The following is a 25,724-nucleotide window of genomic DNA, read 5'->3' as shown; positions in this document are numbered from 1 at the left end:
TTATGAAAAGAATAACTATCATGCTGGTATTACTGGTCTTTGCAACAATACTTATATCTTGCGGAAAACCAAATACTGACTCGGCAGAAACTACTACTCAAATTCAGACCGAGAGCTCTTCACTAGAAGATACAGACATATCCAAAACTGTTCTGCTTAAGATTGAGACAGAAGGATTGGGCTATGTTGCTTATGCAGAAGATGGAGAGACTCCTTATTTCGATGAGGAATATCATGCCCAGTCGGGGTACGTGAATGCTGAGCCCGGTTCACACTTCATCATTTCGGCTAAAGCAGAAAAAGGCTGGGAGTTTAAGAAGTGGAAGAAAGACGGATCAGATTTTTCTACTGATGATCAGATAGAAATTGTCGTGGACGAGCCGGTAAGCTATATTGCCTACTTTGATACTGAAGGGGCGTCAGAAAAAGAACTTACGGATGAACAGGCATTAAAGGCAGTTAAGAATTATTGTTATGAAAGTAATCCGAATCTTTTGGATATGGAAAAATCCGGAGATTACACGATCTTTTGGGAGATAGAATCATTTGGTGATAATCAAATTGTAGTTTTGTACAGGTCATATACAGGAGCTGAGATACGTTATTACATTGATTCTGTTTCCGGTGATACGTATGTAACTGAATTTGTAAAAGGCATTACCGATAGCGAACAGCGTACTGATGAGACATTTAATGCTTGGGATTATGTGGACGAATAAGGAGCACCCTATGAATTTCAAATCAAACAATTCAAGCACATGGCTGGAAGATGAGAACGGAAAACGTATTGCAGTACTTGAATATCCGGAAGTTAAACCCGGGATAGTAAACCTTACTCATACAGAAGTAGATCCGTCTATGAGCGGACAGGGAATAGCCGGAAAAATAACAGAACATGTAGCGAACCTTCTTAAAGAAGATGGCCGTAAAGCAGAGCTTTCATGCTCGTACGCTATAAAATGGTTCCAGAAGCATCCTGAGTATGCAGATGTTTTAGCAGATCCTGAAGCAGAAGCAGAAAAGGCAATGAACCTCGGCGGACCGGCGTGTGGTATTAAACGGCCTTAAGTCTAAGATATTTTCATAGATTTGCATTAGCAGAATGGTGTTTAAATGGATAATCGTAGAGTTCTCGTCTCCGAAGAAGGTAGATATATCGGGGCTGATGGTTGTAAGAACGGATGGATAGTTGCAGTAATTGAATTTGGAAGACTAAAGATTGAAAAATATGGTTCTATGACACAGATTATAGAATCATATCCAACGTTTAATCAGTTTCTTATTGATATGGCTATAGGTCTTCAAGAATCAGCAAATGATATAAGACCAGACACTGCAGCAAGAAAAATGATTAAGCCACGTTCTTCTACGATATTTCCGGTCCCTTCACGACAGGCCGTATATAAAGACAACGAGACAGACCAGAGAAAAGCGAATATATCAATTCTTGGGAAAAGTCTTGCAAAACAATCGATGGCAATCATTCCAAAAATAAGAGAATTAGATATGTTCTTTGATAAACATCCTGAATATAAGAATGTAATCTGTGAAAGTCACCCGGAACTATGTTTTGCAAGATTGAATAATCAAGTTGTGACGAGCAAGAAGAAAGACATAGTAGGAATCAATGAAAGAATCCAGATATTGTCGAAATATATAGATATTGAAAGCCTTAAAGATATAAGGAATTTTGCCAAAACTATACATTGCAATCCAGATGATGTCATTGATGCAGTTTGTTTAGCAGTTACAGCAAGCATGAAAAACAAAGGACATTGTGAGACTGTTCCTGATAAGCCGTGTAAGGATGCCAGAGGATTATTTATGCAGATGGTAATCCCTAAGATATAAGTCAAGATGTCTCTATAAAGAACGGATATTAGCCTATGACAGTAACAGAGATTTCAGAAAAAATACCCGAAAAAAGAAGAAAAATCGAAGCAGCAAAAGCATTGTCTGACGCAGAAATCGATGAAATCATAGAATCTTGCGGCAATATATAAGGAAAAATTTTTCTATAGTCATTTGAAGTAAATGAATCAAATTGCCAGAAACGGTGATAAGCAAAAGTAAAGGTGGAACAAATTATGAGCAATATAGTTCTTATCCAGGAATCATGTGTTAACCAGAATGTGGATGCAGTGGTAAATGCTGCGAATTCGGGCCTTTGGGAAGGCGGTGGCGTCTGCGGGGCAATTTTCAGTAGTGCAGGTAGTTCTGAGCTTGCGAAAGAGTGCAGCAAGTATAAGACTCCGCTTAAAGACGGTTCTGCGGTCATTACTTCGTCATGCAGAATGAAGAATTGCAAGGCAATAATTCATGCCGTGGGTCCTGATTTCAGAATAAAGAAGGATGCTTTCAAAGAATTGTTTGAAGCGTATTATAATTCAATGACTGTATTAATGGAAAATGGCTATCACAGCATTTCATTTCCTTTGATAAGTTCGAGTATTTTTGCAGGGGATCTGAAGCATCCGGTTGCTGAATCTACAAAACAGTGTAAGCGGGCATACAAGAAGTTTACGGAAGATTATCCGGATTATGATATTGATGTTAAAGTCTGTGTGTTCAGCCCCAAGGATTGGGATGAGGCTAAAACAGAGTTTGACAGCTGATTAAATAGTTAAATCATAAAGGAAGCATACGCTTATGAGAGCACCTTTCAACAACCAATTCTTCCAGGATCAGTTTAATGATGACTTTATTGAAAGCATAGATCCTATAGACATTGAACGTAAAAAAGAAATTGCAGGCATTATGTTACAGGATCTGATGAATCGGCAAAGTGGTAATGTGGTCGCACCTGATACCACAGGAGTCGGATTCTATTTTCTGATGGATTTTGTCACACCTGAAATGTCCTGTGATTTTGCCCTGATCGAGCAGGACTTTCTCAAAAACTGCAGAGGTAAGCTTGATGAATTCCGGGAGGCAGGCTGGTATGGGGATAAGTCCTTCAGGACAAACAATCCTAATGATGCATTGAATAACTGCATCATAAGGCTTATCTATAATGGTGCAAAGCTTGGCGACGATTATTGTCTGGAACTCATAAAGAATCTCTACAAGGTTTATCATAAAAGAGAGTATAACCGGCTTAAGCGATTCCGTACTATCAATGCAGATGAAATCCTTTCACTTTCCGAAGACGATATTTTTGGAGATTGGTTTTCATCGGCAGGACGTATAGTAGCAATGTGCCAATTTCTGGGAATTGAACTTAATGACAATTGTTCTTTCATATATAAGCTTCTGAACAATGGCAGGGAGGAATTCCTTGCAAAAGAAGATGAAGATACGTTTTTTGATGATTTAGATCAAGAACTTTTCGATGAATGTTCAGAACAGGTTAGTGATTGGCTGAATGAGCTGGAAAAACAAAATGTTCCATATAGAAAAATGATAAAAAAGTATCTGGAAGCTTCAGACTTCATTGGCATATGCATGAAGTTTAACGGATATGCAGAGGATTATCCGAAATTATGCCTTGAAAATGATATGGGTCTAAGACTGCAGATGACACGTACTCTTGCGATGCTAAGGACATGGAAACCAAATAAAGAATTTACATTCGATGAAGTTCAGTTTTATACCAGTTTATATGATCTTTCAGCTGCACTGACTGATGTTGCAGATTGTCTTAATTATGAGGTTGGTTATCTTATCGGTGATGAGATAGATGAGATAGACATTAACGAATCTCTGTTCAATCCTGCTAACATGACTGTTAATAAAAGAAGCAAGAAGCCTGAAAAGAAACCCGCAATAAATGTTGCTCCGCTAAGTAAAGGTGATGTGAGCACTGAGGACTATTTGTCTGAGATTGCAGAACTTCGGAAGAAGCTTAATGAAAAGGAGCAGGAAAACAGGTATCTCCGTGAACAGTACAGAAATGCAAAAAGGTCTTCTGAGGAAACGGAAGGACTTGTAAAGAAATATGAGGCTGAACGGGACGAGCTGATTGCACTGCGTGAGTATGCCTATAATTCTGAACATAAGGATGATGAGATAGCAGAAGATAAGCTTCCGGATATGGAGAAAGCAATAGCTGATAAAAAGATCGTCATAATCGGAGGTCATGTGAACTGGCAGAACAAGCTTAAAAAGCTATTCCCGGAATGGCTTTTTGTTGCCACAGATGCTTATAAAACCGTAAACAGTGGAATGCTGGAAGATAAGGACAAGGTTTATTTTTATACAGATTACATTAGCCATATCAGCTATAAAAAGTTTATTGCAATAGTGAGGGAAAAGAACATACCATTTGGATATATAGGTTCAATCAATATTGGCAGCGTAGTGGCTCAGATTTATGGAGAGATGGAGAGGTAAAATCGGTATTTGTGAGGAAAAATGTACAGAATAGAGATAGACACATTCATATTAGAGCTTATTCCTGAGATTTATTTACAGGACTTTGCATATCCTGTAAATGTAACGCTAGGCGTGAAGGTTTCAAGTTATGGCTATTCAGCTGAAACATTTATGGACGTCGGTGTTCGGGATATAGCTGAATTTGCTGTTCAGTTGAATAATCTCTATGAAACACTGGAAGGAGAGGCGAAATTGGAAGAACCTTACAGCGTTCACAATTATATTGTATTCATCGCTGAACCGAACGGTCATATCAAAGTCACAGGACAGTTGAACAATAAAAACGTTTTTGGATATACACAGGAAATAAATTTTGAAAACGAGATTGATCAGACTTTTTTGAGAAGCTTTATCGATCAATTATTTACTGATTTCAGAAAATATAATGAATGACATCGTGTCAAAAACATCTAAAAATAATATGAAACACATAATTAAATATATATTTATGCTCTGCATGGTATTTTTTCTTTCAGGGTGTGTCAGCCGGAACGTTAACCCCTCCGAAGATCCCAAACTTTTGGAAAGTATCGTCGAAGAGATAGCAGTGGATTATGGAAGCTACGGTGCGGAGGCAAATGACAGGATTGATAAACTGTTAAAAGACCTGACCGATGCAGACAAAGTTACAGGAACACGGTGGAAGGAAATCATGAATATATGGAGTTGCGATGAGCTTTGTCAGCCGATCCATTACGATATCCTGCCGGATGGTCTACCCGATACTGACGAACTCTGCATCGTTGTTCTCGGTTTTCAGCTGAATCCTGACGGAACAATGAAAGAGGAACTTGTTGAACGCCTTACCGTTGCCCTGAACAGTGCCAAGAAGTATCCGAATGCGTATATTGTCTGCACGGGAGGCGGAACTGCTTCCGAGAATGAATCCGCTTCAGAAGCCGGTGAGATGGCGAAGTGGCTTAATGAGCAGGGAATTGAGAAAAAGCGTATTATTGTGGAGGATAATTCTATCACTACCGCCCAGAATGCAATTTTCACCTATGACATTCTGACATCTCTCTATCCGTCAGTAAAGAAACTTGCAATTGTGTCGAGCGACTATCATATTGCGACAGGGGAGCTACTTTTTAAGGCTGAGTCGATCCTCAGGGCTAATGCCCCGGGCAATGAAAAACTTGAGGTGATCTCCAATGCCGCATGGAAGGCGCCTTCCGGTTCACTTTCTACCATGTTCCAAGCGGGAGCATTAATAGAACTGTTCGGGGACGTGGAAACGGCCTTCGATATCTATTATGACAATTATGATATACACGGGCTGCCTCCGCTTCATTGAGATATTATACAGATTAAGCATAATTACTATCTGGAGGAAATTGTGACAATAGCAGAGATTTTGAGCAATATGATAGCTTATTCCAATGGCAACATTCATGATATCGACCATCTTATCCGCGTATGGACGTATGCAAAAACCATCGGAGAATTAGAATGTATTGATAAGGACACACAGTTTATTCTTGAAGTTGCCGCGATTACCCATGATATTGCCTGTCCCCTTTGCCGTAAAAAGTAATGGGAATACAAACGGGAAATATCAGGAGGAAGAGGGTGTTCCCATGACGAAAGCATTCCTTTCCGACTGCGGAATGAGTGAAGGGCAGATTGACCGTGTTGCCTTCCTTGTTGGTCATCATCATACGTTACAAGAAATCGATAGCATAGATTATCAGATCCTTATAGAAGCAGATTATATAGCAAATGCCACGGAGAACGGGTACAGCCGGGAAAATATCGAGAATTTTATGAGTAAAATAATGAAAACAGAAAGCGGAAAAAGACTGGCACAGGACATATTTTGTCTGTAAGAGAAGTCCAGCTTGAAAGGATAAAGGAAAAATGAGAACACGGGAAGAAGCCATTGATGACATGATACTGGCACTTATGTATCTTACACGTTTTAATGACGGAGAAGGCAGGCCTTTTAATGAACTTGCGTGGAAGAACTATGATTTTGATGCGATGGATAGACTTGATAAGGAAGACCTTATCATTAATCCAAAGAATAAGTATGCATATCTTACGGAAAAGGGCCGTGAAAGGGCAAGGCGTATGCTGTCAGAACTTGATGTAAAAGAACCGGGGATATATAAACGTTTTGAGTTTTGTGAAATCAAACCTGAGTTATCAGATGAAGTTGTGAAGATCGAACAGATATGCTTCCCTCCAAATGAAGCATGCACTCCGGAACATATGAAGGCACGTATCAAAGTTGCGCCGGATCTGTTTTTGGTGATTAAAGACAGGGAAAATGATGGAAAGATTGTAGGATTCCTGAACGGCATAGCAACAAATGAACGTATATTCAGGGATGAATTTTTCGCTGATGAAAGCCTTCATGAGCCTGATGGAGAAACAGTAATGATTATGGGCCTTGACGTCCTTCCGGAGTACAGAAAAATGGGTCTTGCCAGGGAACTTGTTTTTAACTATTGCAGGAAAGAGCAGGCTCGCGGACGGAAGAGACTTGTACTGACATGTCATAAGGAAAAGATAAAAATGTACAGGAAATTTGGATTCGATGACCTGGGAGAGTCTGCATCCAATTGGGGCGGTGAAAAATGGCATGAGATGGAGATAAGGCTTAATTTCTAGATGAATTGAGGCGACAATGTATGGGCAGTATCAGGACTAAGAGAATTTACAAAGCGCCAGAGGTGAATGATGGTATAAGGATACTTGTTGACCGGCTATGGCCAAGGGGAATAAAGAAAGAATCAGCTTCGATAAAAGAATGGAAAAAAGAGATTGCGCCATCTAATGAGCTTCGGAAATGGTTTAACCATGATCCGGAGAAATATCCTGGATTCCGTAGGAAATACATGGAGGAGCTAGATGCATCAGAAGATGCTGAAAGGTTCCTTGGATTTGTGAACGAGCATCTTAGATCTACGAACATAACGTTGCTGTATGCTGCGAAAGATGAAGAACATAATAATGCTTTAGTGCTTAAGGATTGGCTGTCTCATGATAGAAATTCTTAGATTGAGAAATGATGTGTAGCTGCACGATTTTACGGTCGTGCAGCTATTTTTAGATGAGGATTTCAGAGAGGAATCGAAGTCTCCGGATGATCATTCCTTATAATCCGTGAAGTATCCGTGGTCAAAGTTGTCTAGTGCAGCTTCAAGAGCCCATCTGTCTTTCAAGAGCTTGATAATCTTCTTTTTTGAATGTTTCTTGCTTTTCTTTTTTACAAATTTTGAAACCAGGTCGAGGCATGGTTCCGTCCATCAAGATATCTTACGTCACAACTCATAGGTTTGCTCCTTTTTCTTTTTATCTTACCCTAGGACAAAACAAAAAAACATTCTCGTATTAGGTGAGAACTCAACCAAAACTGGAAAGTTAGATGAAGTTTTTTAATAAACTTAGCCGCAATCGCTTAACTCATCGGATTTAGATATCAGGTACCTTCGTAAAAAAGGGAAGTACACCGTAACAGCAGATGCTCTTAACATGCGTCTTGGTGTCGTTAAGGGAAAGACCATGTTAAAGGTCCTTAAGAAAGGAGAGGGAGTCTAGAACTACGGATATTACACGTCGGTGTCCGGGAATAACTGGCTGCTTGTTAAGGTTGGGAGTGATGTGGGGTATTGCTCTGTTAGGTATTTAGTAAAAAAATAACCCGTCTGATGACGGGTTAAACGCCTTAGTAGTAAAAGGTTATTTTAAGTCCACAGCCCTCATCTGACTCAATTGTGTAATTGAGACCATAATCGGTTGTTCTCAAAGACCAATTGTCAAGTGGAATTATAGATGTACGATAGCCCAATGTTGAATAATCATTAGGGTCGTAAACGTCTGCATAACTCTTTAAGTAATTGAAGAAGTTTGTTCCTTCATTTTGGCCTAAGAGTTCTACAAGGGTAGTATATACTACATTAGGAAGATTAGCGTAGTATGCTGTAGTAGCAAGAAATCCCTCGTTATCAGGGCTATTTGGATGCATTGCAACATCAGCATTGATGTAATCCACAAAATCACTCCAATCTCCGGTTATGTAGCACATCATAAAAGCGCCACCATCAACATTTGTGAAAATATTGATTCCATATTTTCCTACATAGCCCTCAGGAGGATTATAGTAGAAACCTTTACCATCAGTCTGCTGTTTGTACGGAACAGAGAGGTAAGGCTGTTCCAAATAAAACTTCTTGAGTGCTGATTTATGTAACTCAAAGATTTTGTTATAGTCCTTAGCCGCCATAGCTTCAGCAAGCGATTCGGCTGAATTGTACACTGTAATGTCAGGATAGTTGTCAACTACTCTAGTGTATTCTGTTGTTCCTTTTTGAACTATTATTTTACCTTCGGTTGAATCAACAGGAACAGTAATAATATCTGCAACCGCAGTACCACAAGTTCCAATAATCATCATTGCCGCAGCCATAGCGGCGATAAATTTCTTTTTCATACTCTGTTTCCTCTTATTTTTTAATAAATAACCCTGTCGTAGATAGTATCATGTTATCTATTATAGAATCCATTATATTTAAATATTTTTAATTTTAAATCAATCGGCAACATTAAGAATCGGCTATTCTTGATCCTTTTATTGTTGGTGGATTATTGCCGATTAATATTTCAGATAGAAAAATCGAGCATAATAAAAGAGGTGTGCCATGTCCTTTTTTACACGTTTGAAGCGAGCTATAAAGGCCTTATTTAATCCTGATAGTGATCAGTCTAGCTTAAAAGATAAATTTGAGCCTTTAGTAAAAAGAGTCGAAGAAAATGAACAAATAAAATACAGTGAAAAAGTATTTGACGAGCAACCAGTACTAAAAACTAAACAGCCTGATGAAAAGAAAATAAATATTGAAAAAATCAAGGCCGCAATGACTCCTGAAGAACTCGATAGATTTGATTTTCTTAATTCATATGGATTGTCTGTTTATGCACGAGCACAAGCCACTAAGCAGCCTTATGGAGGTTATGTACGCCCCAGAGATATGGGAAATACGTTTTTAGGTCAAAATCCTAGTGATGGAATAGATGGACTAAATCCCGATGAGGATGTTCGTTCAAATCTTATTGGATTAGCTGTTGATTATCTTACTCGTTTTATGATAGGCGAAAAAGCTACAGAGGCATTTAAGGTATCACTCTTAGGTGCATCAATAATCCATGAGGACCAAAAAGCATCTCAATTAATATCGAGGATAAAAGGTCTTGATAAAGAATCAGTGATAAGCGCGGTAAAATTATCCGGATATGATGTGGTTTACAGATATAGTGTATTTGGATATAGACAAGTAGATACAATAAATCCTAATGATTCAACTGTTGAGAATATCATCACAATGGTAAATCGTTCTCTGAAGTTCTTTGAAAGATATGGACCTTGTGTGCTATCAGGTTTTGATTTAGAAGGTGGTTATACAGAAATCGTGGCTAACGGTGATGGAGACTATTTGACTTCGGATACTTTATGGGACTTTAAAGTATCTAAAAATCGATACACTTCCGTTCAAACACTTCAACTTTTGATATATTGGCGAATGGGGCTTCACTCCATACATCCTGAGTTCAAGAGTGTGGAATATTTAGGTTTTTACAATCCAAGGACAAATTATGCATCACGTATATGGGTTGAACGGATACCGCCTGATATAATCGAAAAGGTTGAATTTGAAGTGATTGGTTATAGACCTAAAGGTAAAGAAATCTATTTCGAGGAAGGACTACTTGAGAAAATCCAAAAAAGGATAGGCGACATATATATACCATGAATATTCAATGGTGGCCCGAAGCATTCCTAGCTTCAGGTCTTTTTCTGTGCGGTTGTTCTTTTCGACTTCTATTAGAATAAATTTCAAAAACCCCGGAATTTCACTCATCGAATTCCCTTAGAGAGATAGAAGGAATATTTATATTTCAGACCGAACAAATCATGTCTTTCTGAGGAAGTAGAAGTAGGAATGGACGCTCCTTCAAATATTGGAAGCTGAGAACAAGCATAAAACATGGGAAGAGTTTGAATAAGAGAAGATTCATTTATTTTGTAGAAGTTATGGTATGATGAATCATAGAAAAAATGATGAAAACTATTTGGAGAAACCTAAGTTAATGAACAAAGTGTTCAATATTATAAAGAGCATAATGAATGGCATTATCATATCCGGAATGATCATTTTAGTGATCGGTTTGTACTACCTGATCATAAAGGCCGGCATTCCATATCAAGATCCGACAGAGGAACTTCGAATTCAGTACGCAATCAATATGGGTATCGGGGAAACTCTTATTGTAAATGGCTTATTAGTATTTATCCTGGGACTCATTGGAAGAATAACCGCATTTGTATTGGGGCGAAAGATACATAATCGAAAGAACATATGAAATATTTTGGAATGCCATTAGGTATGTGGCTTTTGTATAAGCAAAGCTTTAGAGATAATCTGGTAAGCGTTCTTAGTTTTTCTGATACAGAGGCTGACGAAACCATAAAATCAGCGAAACCAAGATATAAGAAAATCATTGGGGAGCTTCCTGAGTTTGAGAAAGAGGATCGGTTCAAGATAAATATTGTAAACTGTGCCATGTTTTCTGCTGTGATACTCAGCATGAAAGAGAAACCAACGGTTGAGGCAATTACGGCCTATTATGCTAAGGCAATGACAATTCTCTCCACTAGATGGTTTTGCAGACAGGCAGGTAAAAAGAAATTTAGTGTTTCAGATATAAGTGAGATGAAAGCTACGGCAGAACTCAAGGCTGCTGACAGGAATCCTTACTCCTGGAATATGGAATTTATTGATTATGGTGACGGTTCTGGATATGAAGCCAGGTTCACTAAGTGCGGAATCTGTACACTTATGAAGGAACTCGGGATTTATGAGTTTGTTCCTGCTATGTGTCATTTGGACTATACAATGAGCGACATGGGCGGAACGTCGAAGTTTTCCAGAAAGTATACATTGGCATCAGGCGGGCCGTACTGTGATTGCGGCTACAAGAAGAAATAAACGAATATTCCAGACGGGGAAATCTGTAATGGCGGATAAGATTAAAGAAGCATATCGGGCATCAAAAAACATATATGATGATGTGATCACTCAGGGAAGTTTACTTAGCAAACTGTATATCAAGATTTTCTGGAGCGGAACGGATGACAATGAGATAGCGCGGAAGGTTCTTTCTTACATACCTGAGAGTTTCTTAGGAACAATTCTTGATGTGCCTGTAGGAACGGCAGTGTTTACAGAAAATAAATGGAGAACGCTTACGGAATCTAAAATAATATGCCTTGATTATAGCGAAGATATGTTGGAAAAGGCAAAACAGAGACTTAAAGATTGTTCGAATGTTTCCTTCATTCAAGGGGATGTCGGAAATCTTCCGATGGAAGATAATACTTATGACATTGTACTGTCAATGAATGGTTTCCATGCGTTTCCTGATAAGGAAAAAGCATTCAGAGAGACGAACAGAGTATTAAAAACTGGTGGGAAATTCATCGCTTGTTTATACATAAAAGGAAAGTCAAGTTTATCAGACTGGCTTGTAAATACCATACTTTCAAAGAAAGGCTGGTTTACTCCTCCGTTTCATACCGAGGAAGAGCTTATAAAAATTCTGGAGCATATGTACAAGGACATTGACATTCATGTTGATGGTTCAATGGTGTATTTCTGCTGTACGAAGTAGCAAAACAGTAGGTATTAGAGATGATAGAAAGTGTTTAAAAGGAGGTAATCGATGGTTAGAAAGATAGTACGTGATCCCATGTTCCTACAGCAGAAGTCAGAACCAGCAACAGAAGCTGATAAGGAAATAGTTCAGGACCTTATAGATACTTTAAATGCAAATCTGGAAAGATGCGTCGGCATGGCAGCAAATATGATTGGAGAACGTAAGCAGATCATAGTGGTTGCGGTAGGCCCCATAATTATCCCGATGATAAATCCTGTGATCACAAATAAATCAGGAAAATATGAGACAGAAGAGGGCTGCCTTTCTTTGGATGGCATGCGCCGTTGCACCCGTTACAAAGAAATAGAGGTAGATTACCTGGATCAGAACTTCCAAAAGCAGCACGATAAATACAGCGATTTCATTGCGCAGGTAATACAGCATGAGATCGACCATTTTTCAGGCCAGTTGATATAATAGGAGGCAGTAATATGTGGTTGTTATACGCGATTATGTCATCAATATTTGCTGCATTGACATCTATCTTAGCGAAGGTAGGCATTGAAAATGTTAACTCTAACCTGGCAACAGCGATTCGAACGGTTGTTGTTCTTATTTTGGCGTGGGGAATGGTTTTTCTCACAAATGCTCAGAAGGGATTGAATGCAATAAGTACAAAGAGCTGGATCTTTTTGATCCTATCAGGGTTTGCTACGGGAGCATCATGGTTATGCTACTACAAGGCGTTACAGGTTGGAGAAGCATCTAAAGTTGTTTCGATCGATAAGCTGAGTGTAGTCATCACTCTTGTGTTAGCGTTTATCTTTCTGCATGAACAGGTCACTTCAAAGTCCGTTATCGGATGCGTGCTTATAGGTGCAGGTACATTGTTGATGGTACTGTAATGATCACGGAAAATTAATTTCAGAATATCATAAACTAAGGTTTATCAGGTATTATTTATATACGAGGAGGGTTACTATGATAATAGCAATGGCAAACGATCATGCGGGAACAGAGATGAAGGAAGAGATAAAGGCTTATCTCATATCACAGGGACATGAAGTAAAGGACTTTGGGACATATGATAAAGAGTCCTGTGACTTGTCAGACTTTGTTTATCCGGCAGCTCTTGCGGTCGCAAAAGGAGAATGTGACAGGGGAATCTTCTGTGACGGTGTAGGCTATGGAAGCGCACTTATAGCAAACAAGATAAACGGCTGTTATGCTGCAGTATGCCAGGATCCGCTCTGCGCAACGCTTGCAAGGGAGCATACGGACTCAAACATACTTTGTCTTGGTGCGAAGATAATTGGTGGTCTTATGGCGATGGAAGTAGTCAAGAAATGGCTTACCACTGAACCTCTTATGGAAGAAAAATATCGCAGAAGAGTACAGAAAGTATGTGATATCAACGATAAGCATTGTGTTCCGGTTAAATAATGGCTTCGTACGATAGAATCTAAGATGTATGGAAAAAGTTGAAGCTCCTAATGGAAAGATAGAATTTCAGTTCTGCGTTGAAGTTAATGATGATCAACAATAGGGAGAAACTCGATGCGCCTGTTTATTGCGATAAACTTTAATGAAAACATGAATTATGCTCTTTTAAAGATGCAGAATGATTTGAAGAGATGCGGGATAAAAGGCAGCTTCATTCGAGAAGAGAACCTCCACATTACACTGGTATTCATTGGTGAGAATGATGATCCCAGAATCATTGAGAAAATAATGCGTAATGTGTCATTTAGAGCTTTTACAATCAGGGTATCAGGCTTTAGGTTGTTTAAAGATATGATATTTGCCAATGTAGAGGATAATCCTGATCTAAGTGACTATGTGAAGAGGCTAAGACTTGCTCTTTCAGAGAACAACATAGATTATGATAGAAAGAGCTTTATGCCCCATATAACGCTTGTAAGACGAGTCAGTAGTACCAGCATGCTTGAGAAACAGACTGAAAAATCCATAGTTGAAACGATGAAAGTAAATAGAATTTCCTTGATGAAATCAGAGCAAGGAAAATATGGGATGATTTATACGGAAATAGGGTATGCTAAGGCATTTTAGTATAGTTTATAAAGATGGTTCCGGAGGAGAAAGCATAAACGGGAAAGGAAATTCTATGAGCAGATTAAAAGAACTAAGAAAATACATTGATAAGAAGCTTAACAAGATGGAAGATGAGGATAAAAGAACCGGTGCTATTTCCCATCTTTACGGAGTGTCACTGGCAGCTCAAATGATAGCGAAGAAAAGGAACCTTAATCCGGAACTTGCATCAATGGCTGCGATGCTGCATGACATGCACGCGTATAAGACCGGATCTTATGATGATCATGCGCATCTTGGTGCGGACTATGCAAGAAAAATTCTCACGAAGCTTGAACTCACAACTCCAGAGGAAACTGACATTATATGCTCAGCAATCTATCACCATGATGATAAGCTGAATATAGACGGTCCCATGGATGAAGTGTTAAAGGATGCTGATGTTATTCATCATTGCATGAACGACATGTCAAAACCCATAAAAGAAAAGGAACAGGCAAGGTTTGACAGGCTTATGAAGGAATTTGGGATAGAGTTATGATTGAAATATTGAATAACAGTAACTTAAAAGAGAACCGTACAGTAAGTGCGATAATGACTAATGTACTGTTAGCCGCAGTCAGTTTATTCTTCAACGGTTTTGGAGTATATCTGACCATACAGGCTAACATAGGCGCAGGTCCATGGGATGTGCTGAATCTTGGATTGTCAAAGACCATGGGTATCCTATATGGAACTGCTTCGGTTGCAATATCATATGCGATTCTTGGAATAGATGTTGCTTTGAAAGAGCCTATTGGGATCGCAATGTTCATTGATGCCTTTGTGGTTGGCAAATCTGTTGATTTTTTCAATAAGATTAATGCTGTTCCGGCATGCGACTCAGTTCTAAAGGGAGTTTTTATCATGCTCATCGGCCTTACGATAATGGCTTATACGCAATACACCTATATGAGCGCTGCCCTTGGATGTGGTCCCAGGGATACACTCTTGGTCGCCCTTGCTAAAAGAGCCAGGAAGATTCCAATTGGAGCAGTGAGTATAGCACTCCTGAGTATCGCGACTCTAGTAGGATGGATACTTGGAGGGCCGGTAGGCATTGGTACACTTATCTGTGCTTTTGCAACAGGACCTATAATGCAGATGGCTTTTTCATCTGTGAAATTTGATGCAACACATGTCCACCATCAGCATCTTACATATTCTATGAAGGTATTAATAGACAGAAATTCTGCATGAGAAAAGATAATTAAGGATGTTATGCCATGAAGATAGCAATCATTTCTGATACTCATTCACTCCTTAGACCGGAGGTTGAGGAGAAGCTCAAAGACTGTGACTATATACTGCATGGAGGAGACATCGCTTCTAAGGAGACCTTTGAAAGATTAAAGGAAATAGCTCCGGCATATTTTGTCAGGGGAAATGCTGATAAGGACTGGGCAAAGGATATTCCTGTTGAACAGGATATTGAGCTAGAAGGATACCGCTTCTATATGGTCCACAACATAAAGCATATAAGAGAAGATCTGTCCGGCATTGATTTTGTGGTATATGGTCATTCCCACAAGTATGAGAACCGGCAGAAAGACGGAATAACTTATCTAAATCCAGGTAGCTGTGGCCCGAGGAGATTAACGCAACCCGTGACTTTTATGATTATGACAATAGATGATGGTTCATACAGCGTAGAAAAAGTCGATATTTCACCAATCCTTAAGAAGGGAACGAAGTACCCGCCGGAAAAGGAAATGGATAAGCTCATAAAGAGCATAATAAAGGATATGGAATCTAACCGATCGGTTGATGAGATTTCCAAGCGGAACCGGGTTGAGAAGAAACTGACGGAAGAAATACTGCAGATTTATATCACTCATCCAGGGATAGATGTTAGTGGGATATTGGATAGATTGAAAGAATAAATAACGAAGAGAAAAGCTTTCAAGATAACGCATATAAGCGGATAGATGTTAGATTGTGAGAGACAAACAACATAGAGTGCGAAGAATAATTATCGCGAAGAAAGAATATGACTTTTTCAGATGATTTTGAGATTAGCTCCATGGAGGAACTAATAGAACTTATAGATGAGGCGGGCTTTGTCCCGTTCTTTTCGAATGGGATAAAAGGTTTTTCATTAGAGGAACATATTGCGCCGGGATGCTGGTATGACGATGCTGACAGTGAATTCTGGCCGGCATGGGAATGGAAGGGCCCTGTAATAAGAAAAATGAAATGTGCCTATGGGAAATTCCTCAGAAACAAGGCCATGTATATAAGCTCCAAGTGGTTCCCTGATTTCGCGAACTTCAGAAGACAGGGGTATGATTTTGATGCAAGATACGATGATGGTCTTGCATCATTTTATGACAAGGAACTTTTTGAGCTGCTGGATTTGAAGGCACCTGCCTTATCAAAGGAACTCAAGAAGGACGGCGGTTACGGAAAGAATGGTAAAAAGGGCTTCGACACCATAATCACAAGGCTTCAAAAACAATGCTATGTGATCACAAGCGATTTTTGCTATTCTACAGATAAGTACGGTAATAAATACGGCTGGGGAATAGCGGAGTATTCAACTCCCGAAAAGTTCCTTGGAAAGAAGTTTAAAAATTCAGTCTATAAGCGGACACCGGAGGAATCCTACGTCCGCGTATTAAAGCAGCTTAAAAAGATATTACCGGACGCAGAACAAAAACAGATTGAAAAGATCCTTAGGTAACTAAGGACAGAGGATATATATGATTATCAATAGAGACGATGATGATTCACGGATAATACATGTCCGTTATGGAATAATAGTAGCTAACAAAAAGCACTCAAGATTTGTTATTGTAAGAACTGATACAGAGGACTACCCATTGGTTTTCTTAAAAGAGCGGTCAGATGATGAAGAATATGAATATGACAGCTACTACATGCTGTATAAAGCAGCACTTACGGCAAAAGAAGCCGATAAGATTCTGGACCTTCTTAAGGATAATGATAAGAGGAAAGCAAATACACTGTTAAAGAAGTATTTTAAGGAAGATGGTTTACTATGTGAGTTTGCAGGACCGGTAAGACTCGATGATGCTGTTCCTGATACATGGTATGATGTGTGGAAGGAAATAGAGGGACCGGTAACTTTTCGGAGAGACCTGCCTGGTTACTATGAAGCTGATGTGATAGAACAGGATATGTTTTAGAGGAAGCGATATGTCAAGATACGTAGTTTTTGATGTTGAGACACCAAATCATCTCAATAATAGGATGAGCGCAATAGGTATTTCTGTTATTGAGGATGGGAAGATTACAGAAGAATACTATTCTCTGGTGAATCCTGAGCAGTCATTTGACTATTTTAATGTACAACTGACCGGAATTAGTGAACAGTCAGTCAAGGATGCGCCTAATTTTCCTATGGTCTGGGAAAGGATAGAACCCATTATGGGTAGTGGAATGCTTGTGGCTCATAATGCGGTCTTTGATCTTGGGGTTCTTAAGCACTGCCTTGAGGGATACGGTATAGATTGGAAACCTTACGTCAGATATATGTGTACCGTTCAGATGGGTAGAAGGCTGCTTCCCGGCATCAGTCATAAGCTTAATGTCCTGTGTGATTATTATGGGATAGGTCTTAATCACCATCAGGCCGACAGCGATTCCCGGGCATGTGCAGAGATTCTACTTAGATATTTCGAGTCAGGGGCTGAGGCAAAGAACCATATCAGGACTTATTCTTTTAGGAAGGAGTAGTCCGTGAATAAAAAACAGGGCAATAACTGGACTGCATATCATGATAAGGATATAAATCGGTATTTTGCAGAGATTATATATACCAGTCGCGAAGGCCGGGAACAATACAATTACGAAATCACACAGGAGATATATGATAGGTTGGGATCTTTCGATGATGACATTGAAAACGAAAGACTGATAAGAACCGCCAAAATAACGTACTCCTTTGAAAACACTATGTATGGCACTCTTGGACCTGAGAGAATGGTGTGGGATGAGGAAGCTGACAAAGCTATGCAGGATAGTGTAAAAAGGATAGATAATAAAAAAGGAAAGTAAGACTTGCATAGATAGTTCCTAAAGGAATCATTTTGATGCAGAAAATCAGGTGTGTAGTAGAGAGAATCACATATCAGAATCCTGAGAACGGGTACTCGGTACTTAAATGCAAGTATGGGAATAGGCAAAAGTGAAATTATCATGAATACGTATGAATCATATTTAAAACATGAAGCGGGAAACATTATTACAATAGAAGAATGTATGGAGATATACTCTCAATTAGTAGAAAGCATTTCTTTATGCACATTGGAAGACAAGGATGAATTCTGGAATGAATTTATTGATCGAGCGGCCAGATATACTTATATAAGGAATCAGTGGGAAACCATGAATACAGAAGAGAAGATGGCTGCTGACGATGGACGGACTCAGGCGCATAATGTTGTGATCACTTCTCTTAATACTCTTGCAAGAATAGTAGAGAATGAGGGTGGTGATGCTTCATGGAGGTCACAGCTTGGAGATTACAGGAAGCGTATAGGCGATTTTGCTTGCTTTGTGTCTTATATAACAGGAATATGCAATAGATAAATAAGCCTGATAAATAGCGGCTGACTCACGAAAATGTCATGAGTTAGCCGTTTTTATATTCGGCTCGCTATTTTCAAAACATCAGTTCTTGATATTCAAAAAAATTGGAGTATAATAAGTATCAGAACTTATGTTTGATAAAAGAGGTTTTAAAATGAGCAAACGATTTCCTGTAGATGTGATTCTTCAGCACAATACCGACGGTACAATAATACCGATAAGGCTTAGATTTACTAATAATGACGGTGAAAGAGTAGACTATACAATAAAAGGCTACAAAGATCTATCCGGCCAGGAGACAAGAACTATGCCAGATGGGGTATATGTGACAAGCAATGATCTGGTATATCAATGCAAGCTGATCGTTAATAATCAGCAGAGACTTATTTATCTGCATCGGGATCCAAGTGGTAAATCGTGGTTTATGACGGTATGTGCTTAATACAATACCGATATTACAGAGTCACTTAGAATCAATCGGGATTTGTGATGGAAGGGATATATTCTAATGGATAATAAGGGCGAAGTGATTATATATCAGACTTCTGATGGTCTGAGTAAACTGGAAGTAAATCTTAAAGATGAGACAGTGTGGCTTTCTGCAAACCAGATGGCGGTTTTATTTGATAGAGACGAAAAAAACATACGTAAGCATATTAACAATGTGTTTTTAGAGGGTGAACTTATAAAAGAGAACAACACGCAAAAAATGCGTGTTGATGGAGTCAAACAGCCTGTCGCATTTTATAGTTTGGATGTAATCATCTCAGTTGGTTACAGAGTGAAATCTCAGCGAGGTACGCAATTCCGAATATGGGCAAATTCTGTTTTGAAGGAATATATCATCAAAGGTTTTGCCATGGATGATGAACGCCTGAAGGGAAACGGTGGCGGAAATTATTGGAAAGAACTCTTAGACAGAATCAGGGATATCCGTTCTTCCGAGAAGGTTCTTTACAGACAGGTTCTGGATCTATATGCAACCAGTGTAGACTATAATCCAAGAAGTGATGAATCGATTCAGTTCTTTAAAATTGTTCAGAATAAGCTTCATTATGCAGCCCATGGGCATACTGCAGCTGAAGTTATCTACGAAAGAGCAGATGCGGATAAACCTTTTATGGGACTTACATCTTTTTCGGGGGAACTGCCGGCACTGAAAGATATAAGTGTTGCAAAGAATTATTTAAAAGAAGATGAGTTAAAGATCCTTAATAATCTTGTTTCCGGTTATTTCGATTTGGCTGAAATCAATGCCATTGAACATAGGCCTATGTATATGAGTGATTATGTGGAGCAACTTGATTCTGTTCTATCCTCCGGAAAAAGAAAACTGCTTGAAGGTCCAGGTAAAATCAGTCATGAAAAAGCAATTGAGAAAGCAACGACTGAATATCGAAAATACCAGGAAATCACCCTTTCACCGGTTGAGGAAGAGTATTTGAAAAGCATCAAGGATGTAGCTCAAATAGCAAAAAAGAAGACGAGAAAATAGGAAACTGATCCCAAATGCAGATAAAAACTATGTTTAATAATATCGTACGTAGGCTAACATAGGTTACTACGTCGCATAAAAAAATCCCGTATGATTCACCTCAAGTGTGGACGAATCATACGGGATTTTTCTATAGCCATTTTAATGCTTTCTCAATTCCTCCGATTCTGATTTCATTGATAATCGCACGCTGCTCCGATTCTGGTTTATTTTTTAGATATTGTGCCTAACTGGCTATTTTTACTCCTGTTTCTACGGGATCGTTCTTCTGAGACCAAACGGAAATACCAGCTGCTTCCAAAAGCTGTCTCTTTAACTCTTCCTCACTCATGATAGACCTCCACACTATATATAAAAAGGATCTGGATAAAGTTTATGTAAATCGCCTTGTCATGTATATCATATCGAACCGGCCATGGATACTATAATATTTACAGAAATAATATTCCTGGCTTGTTGTCATAGATACGGTAAAGAACCATGTGCTATAGTAAAGAAAGCGTATTGTAAGCATACTTTCGAGGAGAAACAACTATGAGTAGAGTTAATTTTGGAGCTAAGCCACTTATGTTGCCACAGCCGGTCCTTATCATTGGAACCTATGATGAGAACGGTGTTCCCAATGCCATGAATGCAGCCTGGGGAATTACGACAGACTTTAAGGAGATCACTATCAGCCTTGCTGAGCACAAGACAACTGATAATTTCAACATCACAAAAGCATTTACAGTCAGTATGGCAACAGAAGATTATGTTGTAGCCTGCGACTATGTAGGTATCGAGTCAGGGAAAAAGGTTCCAAACAAGTTTGAGAAGGCCGGATTCCATGCCACAAAGAGTGAATATGTAAATGCTCCGCTTATCGATGAGCTTCCTATGGCACTTGAATGTAAGGTTAAGAGTTTTAATGACGGAATCCTTATCGGTGAAATAGTAAATGTTTCAGCAGATGAGAGTGTGGTCACTGATGGAAAGATTGATCCCAAGAAATTAAAGCCAATTACTTTTGATCCTTGTAATAACACCTATATTGGCCTTGGTAATGTAGTTGGAAACGCATTTAAGGACGGTATAACCTTAAAATAATGTAGTTACTTCTGTTGTTTCCAGCTTTAGGTTAAGGGGTACCATTTATGACAGAGATTGAGAGATTAAAAGATATAGTAAAAACATTACGAAGTGAGAATGGGTGCCCCTGGGACAAGGCACAGACTCATGTGAGTCTTAAGGCAGCTTGTATCGAAGAGGCTTCCGAAGTGATCCGCGGGATCAACATTCTGGAAGAAACCAAAGATCCGGAAAACCTGAAAGAAGAACTTGGAGACCTACTTCTCCAGGTAATGTTCCATGCAGTAATGGCTGAGGAGGAAAGGCTCTTCACCTTTGATGACATCGCTAAGACAGTATCAGAAAAGATGCTGAGAAGACATCCTCATGTATTCGGAGATATGAAATATGCTTCTGAGGAAGAACTCCGTGAAGCATGGAATGAGATAAAGAAGGAAGAAAAAGCAGGGAAAGAGTGGCAGGAAGAATATCTGAAAGCTGCCTTTAAGGAAGCATCAGAGCTTATTACAAGGGCAGAAGTTCGGAAAGGATTCAGATAAATAAAAGGTGCCAGTTTAAACAATGAAGGGGTAATTTTTCGATGGATGAACGTTTGAAAAAACAGCTGGAATTCTCTCTTGAGATTGATAAAGAAAAGAACGTTTTCAGACAGACCAGCCTCTCAGGGCATGGGAGAAAAGAGAATGATGCAGAACATGCCTGGCATATGGCAATTATGGCATATCTGTTGAAAGAATATTCAAATGAGCCAATAGACATAGCAAAAACCATGCTCATGTGTCTTATCCATGATGTGGTGGAAATAGATGCAGGTGATACCTATGCCTATGATGAAGAGGGGCTTAAGACTCAGAAAGAACGAGAGGACAAGGCCAAGGAACGTATATTTTCAATTCTGCCGGAAGATCAGAAAAAGGAACTAATATCATTATTTGACGAGTTTGAGGCTTATGAAACTCCTGAATCAAGATTTGCTCATGCCATGGATAATCTACAACCGCTTTTACTAAATGAAAGTAATGACGGCGGAGACTGGAGAGAACATAAGGCTACAGCTGATAAGGTTTACGGAAGGCAGAAAAAGACAAAACTTGGATCGGAAAAGCTCTATGAGGAAGTGACTGATAAGATACTCAAGAAGAACATAAAGAATGGGAATATTCTATAGCTTCTTTCTTTATAAAAAGGATGAATACAATGTGGGAACTTGACTATGATAAACAGGCAAATTACTGGATAAAAAAGGATACTGATTCAGCTAAACTTGAACGGGAGAAACTGAAGGAAAGAATAGAATCCTTTATATGTGAGAGAAAGACATGTGCACTGGCTACGGCTGCGGACGGTTTTGTAAGATGTACTCCGATCGAATATAACTACATAGACAGATCATTTTACTTTTTGTCGGAAGGCGGGCTTAAGTTTAAAGCATTAAAAGATAATAAGAATGTCAGCATTGCTATTTTCGACGCTTATGATGGATTCGGAAATCTGAAGGGACTTCAGGTACAGGGTAAAGCCTGGATGATAGAGCCTTTTTCAGATGAATATTTGAAGATTCTTGAGTATAAGAAGATTCCGGTTAAAGCTATTAGGAAAATGCCTGATGCCATGAATCTGATCAAGGTGGTTCCAAAGAGTTTCGATTATCTTGATTCAGATCTTAAGCAGGAAAACGTAGATATAAGACAGCATTTGGAACTGTAAGGAAGGGGATAGAAAATGATAACGAGAGAAGAAGCTTTTAATCTGCTGAAGAAATACAATAAGGATCCTTTCCATATCCAGCACTCGCTGACAGTGGAAGCAGTTATGAAGTGGTATGCGAAGGAGCTTGGATATGAGGATGAAGAAGATCGCTGGGGCATCGTGGGACTTCTCCACGACATTGATTTTGAACTTTATCCGGAGGAACACTGTCTTAAGGCTGTATCTTTACTAAGGGAAGGCGGGGTAGATGAGGGTATCATACATTCTGTCTGTTCACATGGATATGGGATAACTGTACCATGCGGTGTGACAATAGACGTGGAACCTATACATGAGATGGAAAAGGTTCTGTTTGCCGCAGATGAACTTACAGGACTTATATGGGCTGCGGCACTTATGAGACCATCCAAGAGCACAAAGGACATGGAATTAAAGTCCCTGAAAAAGAAGTATAAGAGCAAGGGTTTTGCCGCCGGTTGTTCCAGAGAGGTAATCGAACGGGGTGCTAAACAGCTTGGCTGGGAGCTTGATAAACTCCTCGATATGACGCTTAAGGCTATGGCTGCAAGCGAGGATACGATAAATGCAGAAATGGCTGCTGAGGAACAAAGTAAATAAAGAAATATACTTTTGGGGAATACAGGAAAATTTTTGGTATGAACTATATAAGATATTTGTTTCTGGCATTCATGTTTATTAGTCTTATCTACTCTGTCAGTATCTACATGGTAGGAAGCGGGACATTCTCATTTTTGATATGGATATTCAGCACAATTGTTTTCGGACTTTTATTCTATCTTTCAGGCAATGGAAGGTGGATGAGGATTCCATCTGGGATAAGATGTGCAGGTTACCTTATAATCGGATTAACGGCAATAGTCTTTACCATCTGCCTTATTGCCATGGCCAGTCACTTCAAGGATAAAGGTGAAGAAAATCTTGATTATATAATTGTCCTTGGCGCACAGATGAAAGGCGGAAGTCCTAGTACGATCTACAGATTCAGACTTGATGCAGCATATGAATATCTCATGAAGAATCCTGACACTATCTGCATTGTATCCGGCGGAAAAGGTAAGAATGAGACTGTCAGTGAAGGAGACGGGGGAAAGGAATATCTCATTTCAAGAGGTATTGATCCTGAGCGTATCATCGCAGAAACAAAAGCCAGGGATACAGTTGAAAACATATTGTTTTCAAAAGAGATAATGGATCGATCAACAAGCGATGATACATTAAGGATAGGTATAGTGACAAACAATTTCCATGTCTTTCGGGGCATACATCTGGCAAAGAGGTACACAGAAAACCAAGTTTACGGGATAGCAGCATATACAGTGCCCTGGTATCTTCCTAACAATATGATAAGGGAATGCTTTGGCATTTTAAGAGATTTCAGGAAAATGAAATAAAAGAGGCTTTTTATGAGAATTATAAACCTGATAGAAAATACAGAAGGAAAAGCAGGATGTGCAAGCGCACATGGACTGTCATTTTATGTTGAGACGTCCGGACATAAATTGCTTGTAGACCTGGGGCCATCTGATGAAACAATAAAAAATGCAGAGAAGTTAGGCATTGACATCTCACAGGTAGATACGGTCATTCTGAGTCACGGACATTATGACCATTCAGGAGGAATCAAAGCATTCTCCAAGATAAATTCCAGTGCTGTAATTTACATGCAACAGTCGGCATCGGATGATCATTATGCCGACGATGGAGAAAGTGCAGGCAGTGAGCGATACAAATACATAGGGATAGATAAAGATATCTTGAATCTTCCCCAGGTTAAGATAATATCCGGTGATTACAGAATCGATGATGAACTGGAGCTTTTTACGTTAAGGAAGAGGACACATAAACTACCGTTTACGAATAAACGCATATTGAAAAAGGAAAACGGGAAATATGTAGAGGATGATTTCAAACATGAGCAATATCTCGTAATAAAGAATGACGGTAAAAGTATACTGATGTCCGGCTGTGCACATAACGGAATACCAAACATCCTTGATGCTTACAAGGATAAGTATGATTCATTCCCGGACGCAGTGATCAGCGGCTTCCATCTGATGAAAAAAGAAAAATACACAAAGGATGAAATAAACGAGCTCCTGAAAACCGGAAGGGAATTGAAGAAATGCCCGACCATGTTCTATACCTGTCATTGTACTGGGGAAACAGCTTATAAGATACTCAGGATCACAATGGGCGACCAGATCAGGTATGTCCATTCGGGTGACGAAGTAAAGATAGAGAAATGGAACAAAGATAAGGAAAGGAAACAAGTATTTATGAAATGGCATAAGTTTTTTGCATGGGCTACAGTATTCTGTTTTGTGATGACAATGATTACAGGATATGAGAAGAAATGATTGATCACTCTAATTCTAACGGCAACATTTTAATTGTTGCCGATTCTTTGGGCAAAAATATGCTGAAATTGTCTTGATTATGGGATTAGGATATAAGAAAACGTTTAGAAAGCCCAAAACCTTAAAAATAAGAACGCTATAAACAAATTAAAAACCAAAATTAATTTATTAATTTTAACTAAAGTTATTGCAATTTAAATAATTTAGAGTATAATTAGAATTGTAAAGAGGAGATGAGAAAAGAAAGGAATCAAAAAAGATTCGCTTCTCTTTAAACTAAGATCCAACCTAGATCTTAGTTGGGCAAACCCGGAGAAATCCGGCGACGCAAAGCTATAGGGACCGAAAGGTCAGCCAGTTGCACTTGAAAGGAAAAGAAAATGAGAAACCTCGTTAGA

Annotated in this window: 38 protein-coding genes and 1 riboswitch; of the genes, 37 read left to right on the top strand and 1 reads right to left on the bottom strand. The window is 39.1% G+C overall.

Features of this window, described 5'->3' with window-relative positions:
* Positions 1–2: 2 nt before the first annotated feature.
* The 11 genes from T357_RS0111525 to T357_RS0111475 all read left to right on the top strand — a co-directional run bounded on the left by T357_RS0111525 (position 3) and on the right by T357_RS0111475 (position 7,376).
* Entirely contained in the window at positions 3–719 is a 717-nt protein-coding gene (locus T357_RS0111525; protein ID WP_031552640.1) for an InlB B-repeat-containing protein, read from the top strand.
* A gap of 10 nt (positions 720–729) precedes the next feature.
* On the top strand, positions 730–1,068 hold the full coding sequence (locus tag T357_RS0111520; protein ID WP_044916823.1) for a GNAT family N-acetyltransferase: 339 nt from the start codon (positions 730–732) through the stop codon (positions 1,066–1,068).
* Between the two features lie 45 nt (positions 1,069–1,113).
* Complete coding sequence (locus T357_RS0111515) at positions 1,114–1,851, top strand: DUF429 domain-containing protein (protein ID WP_031552636.1); 738 nt, start codon at positions 1,114–1,116, stop codon at positions 1,849–1,851.
* Between the two features lie 236 nt (positions 1,852–2,087).
* On the top strand, positions 2,088–2,615 hold the full coding sequence (locus T357_RS0111505; RefSeq protein ID WP_031552634.1) for a macro domain-containing protein: 528 nt from the start codon (positions 2,088–2,090) through the stop codon (positions 2,613–2,615).
* 34 nt (positions 2,616–2,649) lie between these two features.
* On the top strand, positions 2,650–4,332 hold the full coding sequence (locus T357_RS0111500; protein WP_031552632.1) for a hypothetical protein: 1,683 nt from the start codon (positions 2,650–2,652) through the stop codon (positions 4,330–4,332).
* Between the two features lie 21 nt (positions 4,333–4,353).
* Complete coding sequence (locus T357_RS0111495) at positions 4,354–4,767, top strand: WapI family immunity protein (RefSeq protein ID WP_031552627.1); 414 nt, start codon at positions 4,354–4,356, stop codon at positions 4,765–4,767.
* Between the two features lie 127 nt (positions 4,768–4,894).
* Positions 4,895–5,668 carry a YdcF family protein gene (locus T357_RS20340; RefSeq protein WP_197027340.1) on the top strand — a complete coding sequence of 258 codons (774 nt, stop codon included), beginning with the start codon at positions 4,895–4,897 and terminating at the stop codon, positions 5,666–5,668.
* Between the two features lie 42 nt (positions 5,669–5,710).
* Positions 5,711–5,908: a hypothetical protein gene (locus T357_RS21760; RefSeq protein WP_242840102.1), complete on the top strand. Its 198-nt coding sequence runs from the start codon at positions 5,711–5,713 to the stop codon at positions 5,906–5,908.
* A gap of 43 nt (positions 5,909–5,951) precedes the next feature.
* On the top strand, positions 5,952–6,200 hold the full coding sequence (locus T357_RS21755; protein ID WP_242840101.1) for a hypothetical protein: 249 nt from the start codon (positions 5,952–5,954) through the stop codon (positions 6,198–6,200).
* Between the two features lie 31 nt (positions 6,201–6,231).
* The gene (locus tag T357_RS0111480) at positions 6,232–6,987 is read left to right on the top strand and encodes a DUF6429 family protein (RefSeq protein ID WP_330373120.1); all 756 of its coding nucleotides are present in this window, start codon (positions 6,232–6,234) and stop codon (positions 6,985–6,987) included.
* 20 nt (positions 6,988–7,007) lie between these two features.
* Positions 7,008–7,376, top strand: coding sequence for a DUF488 domain-containing protein (locus T357_RS0111475; RefSeq protein ID WP_031552619.1), 369 nt, complete (start codon positions 7,008–7,010; stop codon positions 7,374–7,376).
* 668 nt (positions 7,377–8,044) lie between these two features.
* Here the strand turns inward: T357_RS0111475 and T357_RS0111465 are convergent.
* Entirely contained in the window at positions 8,045–8,809 is a 765-nt protein-coding gene (locus T357_RS0111465; RefSeq protein WP_031552617.1) for a hypothetical protein, read from the bottom strand.
* Between the two features lie 208 nt (positions 8,810–9,017).
* On the opposite strand from T357_RS0111465, the gene T357_RS0111460 reads away from it, so the two are divergent.
* The 26 genes from T357_RS0111460 to T357_RS0111335 all read left to right on the top strand — a co-directional run bounded on the left by T357_RS0111460 (position 9,018) and on the right by T357_RS0111335 (position 25,326).
* Positions 9,018–10,127, top strand: coding sequence for a hypothetical protein (locus T357_RS0111460; RefSeq protein ID WP_197027339.1), 1,110 nt, complete (start codon positions 9,018–9,020; stop codon positions 10,125–10,127).
* A gap of 286 nt (positions 10,128–10,413) precedes the next feature.
* Complete coding sequence (locus T357_RS0111455; protein WP_031552613.1) at positions 10,414–10,737, top strand: hypothetical protein; 324 nt, start codon at positions 10,414–10,416, stop codon at positions 10,735–10,737.
* A complete protein-coding gene (locus T357_RS0111450; protein ID WP_031552611.1) occupies positions 10,734–11,363 on the top strand; it encodes an L-2-amino-thiazoline-4-carboxylic acid hydrolase in 630 nt (209 codons plus the stop codon). Before T357_RS0111455 ends, T357_RS0111450 begins: the two co-directional genes overlap by 4 nt.
* Before the next feature lie 28 nt (positions 11,364–11,391).
* A complete protein-coding gene (locus T357_RS0111445) occupies positions 11,392–12,045 on the top strand; it encodes a class I SAM-dependent methyltransferase (RefSeq protein WP_031552609.1) in 654 nt (217 codons plus the stop codon).
* Between the two features lie 51 nt (positions 12,046–12,096).
* Positions 12,097–12,507: a peptide deformylase gene (locus T357_RS0111440; RefSeq protein ID WP_031552607.1), complete on the top strand. Its 411-nt coding sequence runs from the start codon at positions 12,097–12,099 to the stop codon at positions 12,505–12,507.
* A 14-nt stretch (positions 12,508–12,521) separates the two neighbouring features.
* Positions 12,522–12,935, top strand: coding sequence for an EamA family transporter (locus T357_RS0111435; protein WP_031552604.1), 414 nt, complete (start codon positions 12,522–12,524; stop codon positions 12,933–12,935).
* 76 nt (positions 12,936–13,011) lie between these two features.
* Entirely contained in the window at positions 13,012–13,473 is a 462-nt protein-coding gene (locus tag T357_RS0111430; RefSeq protein ID WP_029201160.1) for an RpiB/LacA/LacB family sugar-phosphate isomerase, read from the top strand.
* A gap of 114 nt (positions 13,474–13,587) precedes the next feature.
* Complete coding sequence (gene thpR / locus T357_RS0111425) at positions 13,588–14,100, top strand: RNA 2',3'-cyclic phosphodiesterase (protein ID WP_031552603.1); 513 nt, start codon at positions 13,588–13,590, stop codon at positions 14,098–14,100.
* A 55-nt stretch (positions 14,101–14,155) separates the two neighbouring features.
* On the top strand, positions 14,156–14,623 hold the full coding sequence (locus T357_RS0111420; RefSeq protein ID WP_031552602.1) for an HD domain-containing protein: 468 nt from the start codon (positions 14,156–14,158) through the stop codon (positions 14,621–14,623).
* On the top strand, positions 14,620–15,321 hold the full coding sequence (locus T357_RS0111415; protein ID WP_242840100.1) for a YczE/YyaS/YitT family protein: 702 nt from the start codon (positions 14,620–14,622) through the stop codon (positions 15,319–15,321). Before T357_RS0111420 ends, T357_RS0111415 begins: the two co-directional genes overlap by 4 nt.
* A gap of 26 nt (positions 15,322–15,347) precedes the next feature.
* Entirely contained in the window at positions 15,348–16,004 is a 657-nt protein-coding gene (locus T357_RS0111410) for a metallophosphoesterase family protein (RefSeq protein WP_081828144.1), read from the top strand.
* A 107-nt stretch (positions 16,005–16,111) separates the two neighbouring features.
* Positions 16,112–16,804, top strand: a complete 693-nt coding sequence (locus T357_RS0111405) for an AlkZ-related protein (protein ID WP_031552599.1) — start codon at positions 16,112–16,114, stop codon at positions 16,802–16,804.
* 19 nt (positions 16,805–16,823) lie between these two features.
* Positions 16,824–17,270 carry a hypothetical protein gene (locus T357_RS0111400; RefSeq protein WP_031552590.1) on the top strand — a complete coding sequence of 149 codons (447 nt, stop codon included), beginning with the start codon at positions 16,824–16,826 and terminating at the stop codon, positions 17,268–17,270.
* A gap of 10 nt (positions 17,271–17,280) precedes the next feature.
* Positions 17,281–17,820: a 3'-5' exonuclease gene (locus tag T357_RS0111395; protein ID WP_031552588.1), complete on the top strand. Its 540-nt coding sequence runs from the start codon at positions 17,281–17,283 to the stop codon at positions 17,818–17,820.
* Between the two features lie 3 nt (positions 17,821–17,823).
* A complete protein-coding gene (locus tag T357_RS0111390; protein ID WP_031552585.1) occupies positions 17,824–18,141 on the top strand; it encodes a hypothetical protein in 318 nt (105 codons plus the stop codon).
* 35 nt (positions 18,142–18,176) lie between these two features.
* A complete protein-coding gene (locus T357_RS22340; RefSeq protein WP_442944865.1) occupies positions 18,177–18,275 on the top strand; it encodes a YrrC family ATP-dependent DNA helicase in 99 nt (32 codons plus the stop codon).
* Between the two features lie 70 nt (positions 18,276–18,345).
* Positions 18,346–18,675, top strand: coding sequence for a hypothetical protein (locus T357_RS20335; RefSeq protein ID WP_155991397.1), 330 nt, complete (start codon positions 18,346–18,348; stop codon positions 18,673–18,675).
* A gap of 154 nt (positions 18,676–18,829) precedes the next feature.
* Positions 18,830–19,117 carry a hypothetical protein gene (locus T357_RS0111380; protein ID WP_031552582.1) on the top strand — a complete coding sequence of 96 codons (288 nt, stop codon included), beginning with the start codon at positions 18,830–18,832 and terminating at the stop codon, positions 19,115–19,117.
* Between the two features lie 66 nt (positions 19,118–19,183).
* The gene (locus T357_RS0111375; RefSeq protein WP_031552579.1) at positions 19,184–20,170 is read left to right on the top strand and encodes a virulence RhuM family protein; all 987 of its coding nucleotides are present in this window, start codon (positions 19,184–19,186) and stop codon (positions 20,168–20,170) included.
* 534 nt (positions 20,171–20,704) lie between these two features.
* Positions 20,705–21,256: a flavin reductase family protein gene (locus tag T357_RS0111365; RefSeq protein ID WP_031552577.1), complete on the top strand. Its 552-nt coding sequence runs from the start codon at positions 20,705–20,707 to the stop codon at positions 21,254–21,256.
* Positions 21,257–21,303: 47 nt separating this feature from the next.
* Positions 21,304–21,777: a MazG nucleotide pyrophosphohydrolase domain-containing protein gene (locus tag T357_RS0111360; RefSeq protein ID WP_031552574.1), complete on the top strand. Its 474-nt coding sequence runs from the start codon at positions 21,304–21,306 to the stop codon at positions 21,775–21,777.
* Positions 21,778–21,818: 41 nt separating this feature from the next.
* Positions 21,819–22,406, top strand: a complete 588-nt coding sequence (locus T357_RS0111355) for an HD domain-containing protein (protein ID WP_031552570.1) — start codon at positions 21,819–21,821, stop codon at positions 22,404–22,406.
* Positions 22,407–22,435: 29 nt separating this feature from the next.
* Positions 22,436–22,945, top strand: coding sequence for a pyridoxamine 5'-phosphate oxidase family protein (locus T357_RS0111350; RefSeq protein ID WP_031552567.1), 510 nt, complete (start codon positions 22,436–22,438; stop codon positions 22,943–22,945).
* Between the two features lie 15 nt (positions 22,946–22,960).
* The gene (locus T357_RS0111345; protein WP_031552564.1) at positions 22,961–23,566 is read left to right on the top strand and encodes an HD domain-containing protein; all 606 of its coding nucleotides are present in this window, start codon (positions 22,961–22,963) and stop codon (positions 23,564–23,566) included.
* A gap of 38 nt (positions 23,567–23,604) precedes the next feature.
* Entirely contained in the window at positions 23,605–24,360 is a 756-nt protein-coding gene (locus T357_RS0111340; protein WP_044916818.1) for a YdcF family protein, read from the top strand.
* Positions 24,361–24,372: 12 nt separating this feature from the next.
* Positions 24,373–25,326 (top strand): MBL fold metallo-hydrolase, encoded by a 954-nt coding sequence (locus tag T357_RS0111335; RefSeq protein WP_081828143.1) that lies wholly within the window; start codon positions 24,373–24,375, stop codon positions 25,324–25,326.
* 292 nt (positions 25,327–25,618) lie between these two features.
* Positions 25,619–25,692: riboswitch (cyclic di-GMP riboswitch) on the top strand.
* Positions 25,693–25,724 lie beyond the last annotated feature (32 nt).

The organism is Oribacterium sp. FC2011 (genome assembly GCF_000701645.1).
Lineage (GTDB): Bacteria > Bacillota > Clostridia > Lachnospirales > Lachnospiraceae > Oribacterium.
The sequence above is the reverse complement of the archived record's forward strand: the minus strand, read 5'-3'. Positions and strand labels throughout refer to the sequence as shown.

Bases quoted from the DNA above. Each gene is read 5' to 3' on its own strand.
- T357_RS0111525 (WP_031552640.1), top strand. From the start codon at position 3: ATGAAAAGAATAACTATCATGCTGGTATTACTGGTCTTTGCAACAATA.
- T357_RS0111520 (WP_044916823.1), top strand. From the start codon at position 730: ATGAATTTCAAATCAAACAATTCAAGCACATGGCTGGAAGATGAGAAC.
- T357_RS0111515 (WP_031552636.1), top strand. From the start codon at position 1,114: ATGGATAATCGTAGAGTTCTCGTCTCCGAAGAAGGTAGATATATCGGG.
- T357_RS0111505 (WP_031552634.1), top strand. From the start codon at position 2,088: ATGAGCAATATAGTTCTTATCCAGGAATCATGTGTTAACCAGAATGTG.
- T357_RS0111500 (WP_031552632.1), top strand. From the start codon at position 2,650: ATGAGAGCACCTTTCAACAACCAATTCTTCCAGGATCAGTTTAATGAT.
- T357_RS0111495 (WP_031552627.1), top strand. From the start codon at position 4,354: ATGTACAGAATAGAGATAGACACATTCATATTAGAGCTTATTCCTGAG.
- T357_RS21755 (WP_242840101.1), top strand. From the start codon at position 5,952: ATGACGAAAGCATTCCTTTCCGACTGCGGAATGAGTGAAGGGCAGATT.
- T357_RS0111480 (WP_330373120.1), top strand. From the start codon at position 6,232: ATGAGAACACGGGAAGAAGCCATTGATGACATGATACTGGCACTTATG.
- T357_RS0111475 (WP_031552619.1), top strand. From the start codon at position 7,008: ATGGGCAGTATCAGGACTAAGAGAATTTACAAAGCGCCAGAGGTGAAT.
- T357_RS0111465 (WP_031552617.1), bottom strand. From the start codon at position 8,809: ATGAAAAAGAAATTTATCGCCGCTATGGCTGCGGCAATGATGATTATT.
- T357_RS0111460 (WP_197027339.1), top strand. From the start codon at position 9,018: ATGTCCTTTTTTACACGTTTGAAGCGAGCTATAAAGGCCTTATTTAAT.
- T357_RS0111455 (WP_031552613.1), top strand. From the start codon at position 10,414: ATGATGAATCATAGAAAAAATGATGAAAACTATTTGGAGAAACCTAAG.
- T357_RS0111450 (WP_031552611.1), top strand. From the start codon at position 10,734: ATGAAATATTTTGGAATGCCATTAGGTATGTGGCTTTTGTATAAGCAA.
- T357_RS0111445 (WP_031552609.1), top strand. From the start codon at position 11,392: ATGGCGGATAAGATTAAAGAAGCATATCGGGCATCAAAAAACATATAT.
- T357_RS0111440 (WP_031552607.1), top strand. From the start codon at position 12,097: ATGGTTAGAAAGATAGTACGTGATCCCATGTTCCTACAGCAGAAGTCA.
- T357_RS0111435 (WP_031552604.1), top strand. From the start codon at position 12,522: ATGTGGTTGTTATACGCGATTATGTCATCAATATTTGCTGCATTGACA.
- T357_RS0111430 (WP_029201160.1), top strand. From the start codon at position 13,012: ATGATAATAGCAATGGCAAACGATCATGCGGGAACAGAGATGAAGGAA.
- thpR (WP_031552603.1), top strand. From the start codon at position 13,588: ATGCGCCTGTTTATTGCGATAAACTTTAATGAAAACATGAATTATGCT.
- T357_RS0111420 (WP_031552602.1), top strand. From the start codon at position 14,156: ATGAGCAGATTAAAAGAACTAAGAAAATACATTGATAAGAAGCTTAAC.
- T357_RS0111415 (WP_242840100.1), top strand. From the start codon at position 14,620: ATGATTGAAATATTGAATAACAGTAACTTAAAAGAGAACCGTACAGTA.
- T357_RS0111410 (WP_081828144.1), top strand. From the start codon at position 15,348: ATGAAGATAGCAATCATTTCTGATACTCATTCACTCCTTAGACCGGAG.
- T357_RS0111405 (WP_031552599.1), top strand. From the start codon at position 16,112: ATGACTTTTTCAGATGATTTTGAGATTAGCTCCATGGAGGAACTAATA.
- T357_RS0111400 (WP_031552590.1), top strand. From the start codon at position 16,824: ATGATTATCAATAGAGACGATGATGATTCACGGATAATACATGTCCGT.
- T357_RS0111395 (WP_031552588.1), top strand. From the start codon at position 17,281: ATGTCAAGATACGTAGTTTTTGATGTTGAGACACCAAATCATCTCAAT.
- T357_RS22340 (WP_442944865.1), top strand. From the start codon at position 18,177: ATGCAGAAAATCAGGTGTGTAGTAGAGAGAATCACATATCAGAATCCT.
- T357_RS20335 (WP_155991397.1), top strand. From the start codon at position 18,346: ATGGAGATATACTCTCAATTAGTAGAAAGCATTTCTTTATGCACATTG.
- T357_RS0111380 (WP_031552582.1), top strand. From the start codon at position 18,830: ATGAGCAAACGATTTCCTGTAGATGTGATTCTTCAGCACAATACCGAC.
- T357_RS0111375 (WP_031552579.1), top strand. From the start codon at position 19,184: ATGGATAATAAGGGCGAAGTGATTATATATCAGACTTCTGATGGTCTG.
- T357_RS0111365 (WP_031552577.1), top strand. From the start codon at position 20,705: ATGAGTAGAGTTAATTTTGGAGCTAAGCCACTTATGTTGCCACAGCCG.
- T357_RS0111360 (WP_031552574.1), top strand. From the start codon at position 21,304: ATGACAGAGATTGAGAGATTAAAAGATATAGTAAAAACATTACGAAGT.
- T357_RS0111355 (WP_031552570.1), top strand. From the start codon at position 21,819: ATGGATGAACGTTTGAAAAAACAGCTGGAATTCTCTCTTGAGATTGAT.
- T357_RS0111350 (WP_031552567.1), top strand. From the start codon at position 22,436: ATGTGGGAACTTGACTATGATAAACAGGCAAATTACTGGATAAAAAAG.
- T357_RS0111345 (WP_031552564.1), top strand. From the start codon at position 22,961: ATGATAACGAGAGAAGAAGCTTTTAATCTGCTGAAGAAATACAATAAG.
- T357_RS0111340 (WP_044916818.1), top strand. From the start codon at position 23,605: ATGAACTATATAAGATATTTGTTTCTGGCATTCATGTTTATTAGTCTT.
- T357_RS0111335 (WP_081828143.1), top strand. From the start codon at position 24,373: ATGAGAATTATAAACCTGATAGAAAATACAGAAGGAAAAGCAGGATGT.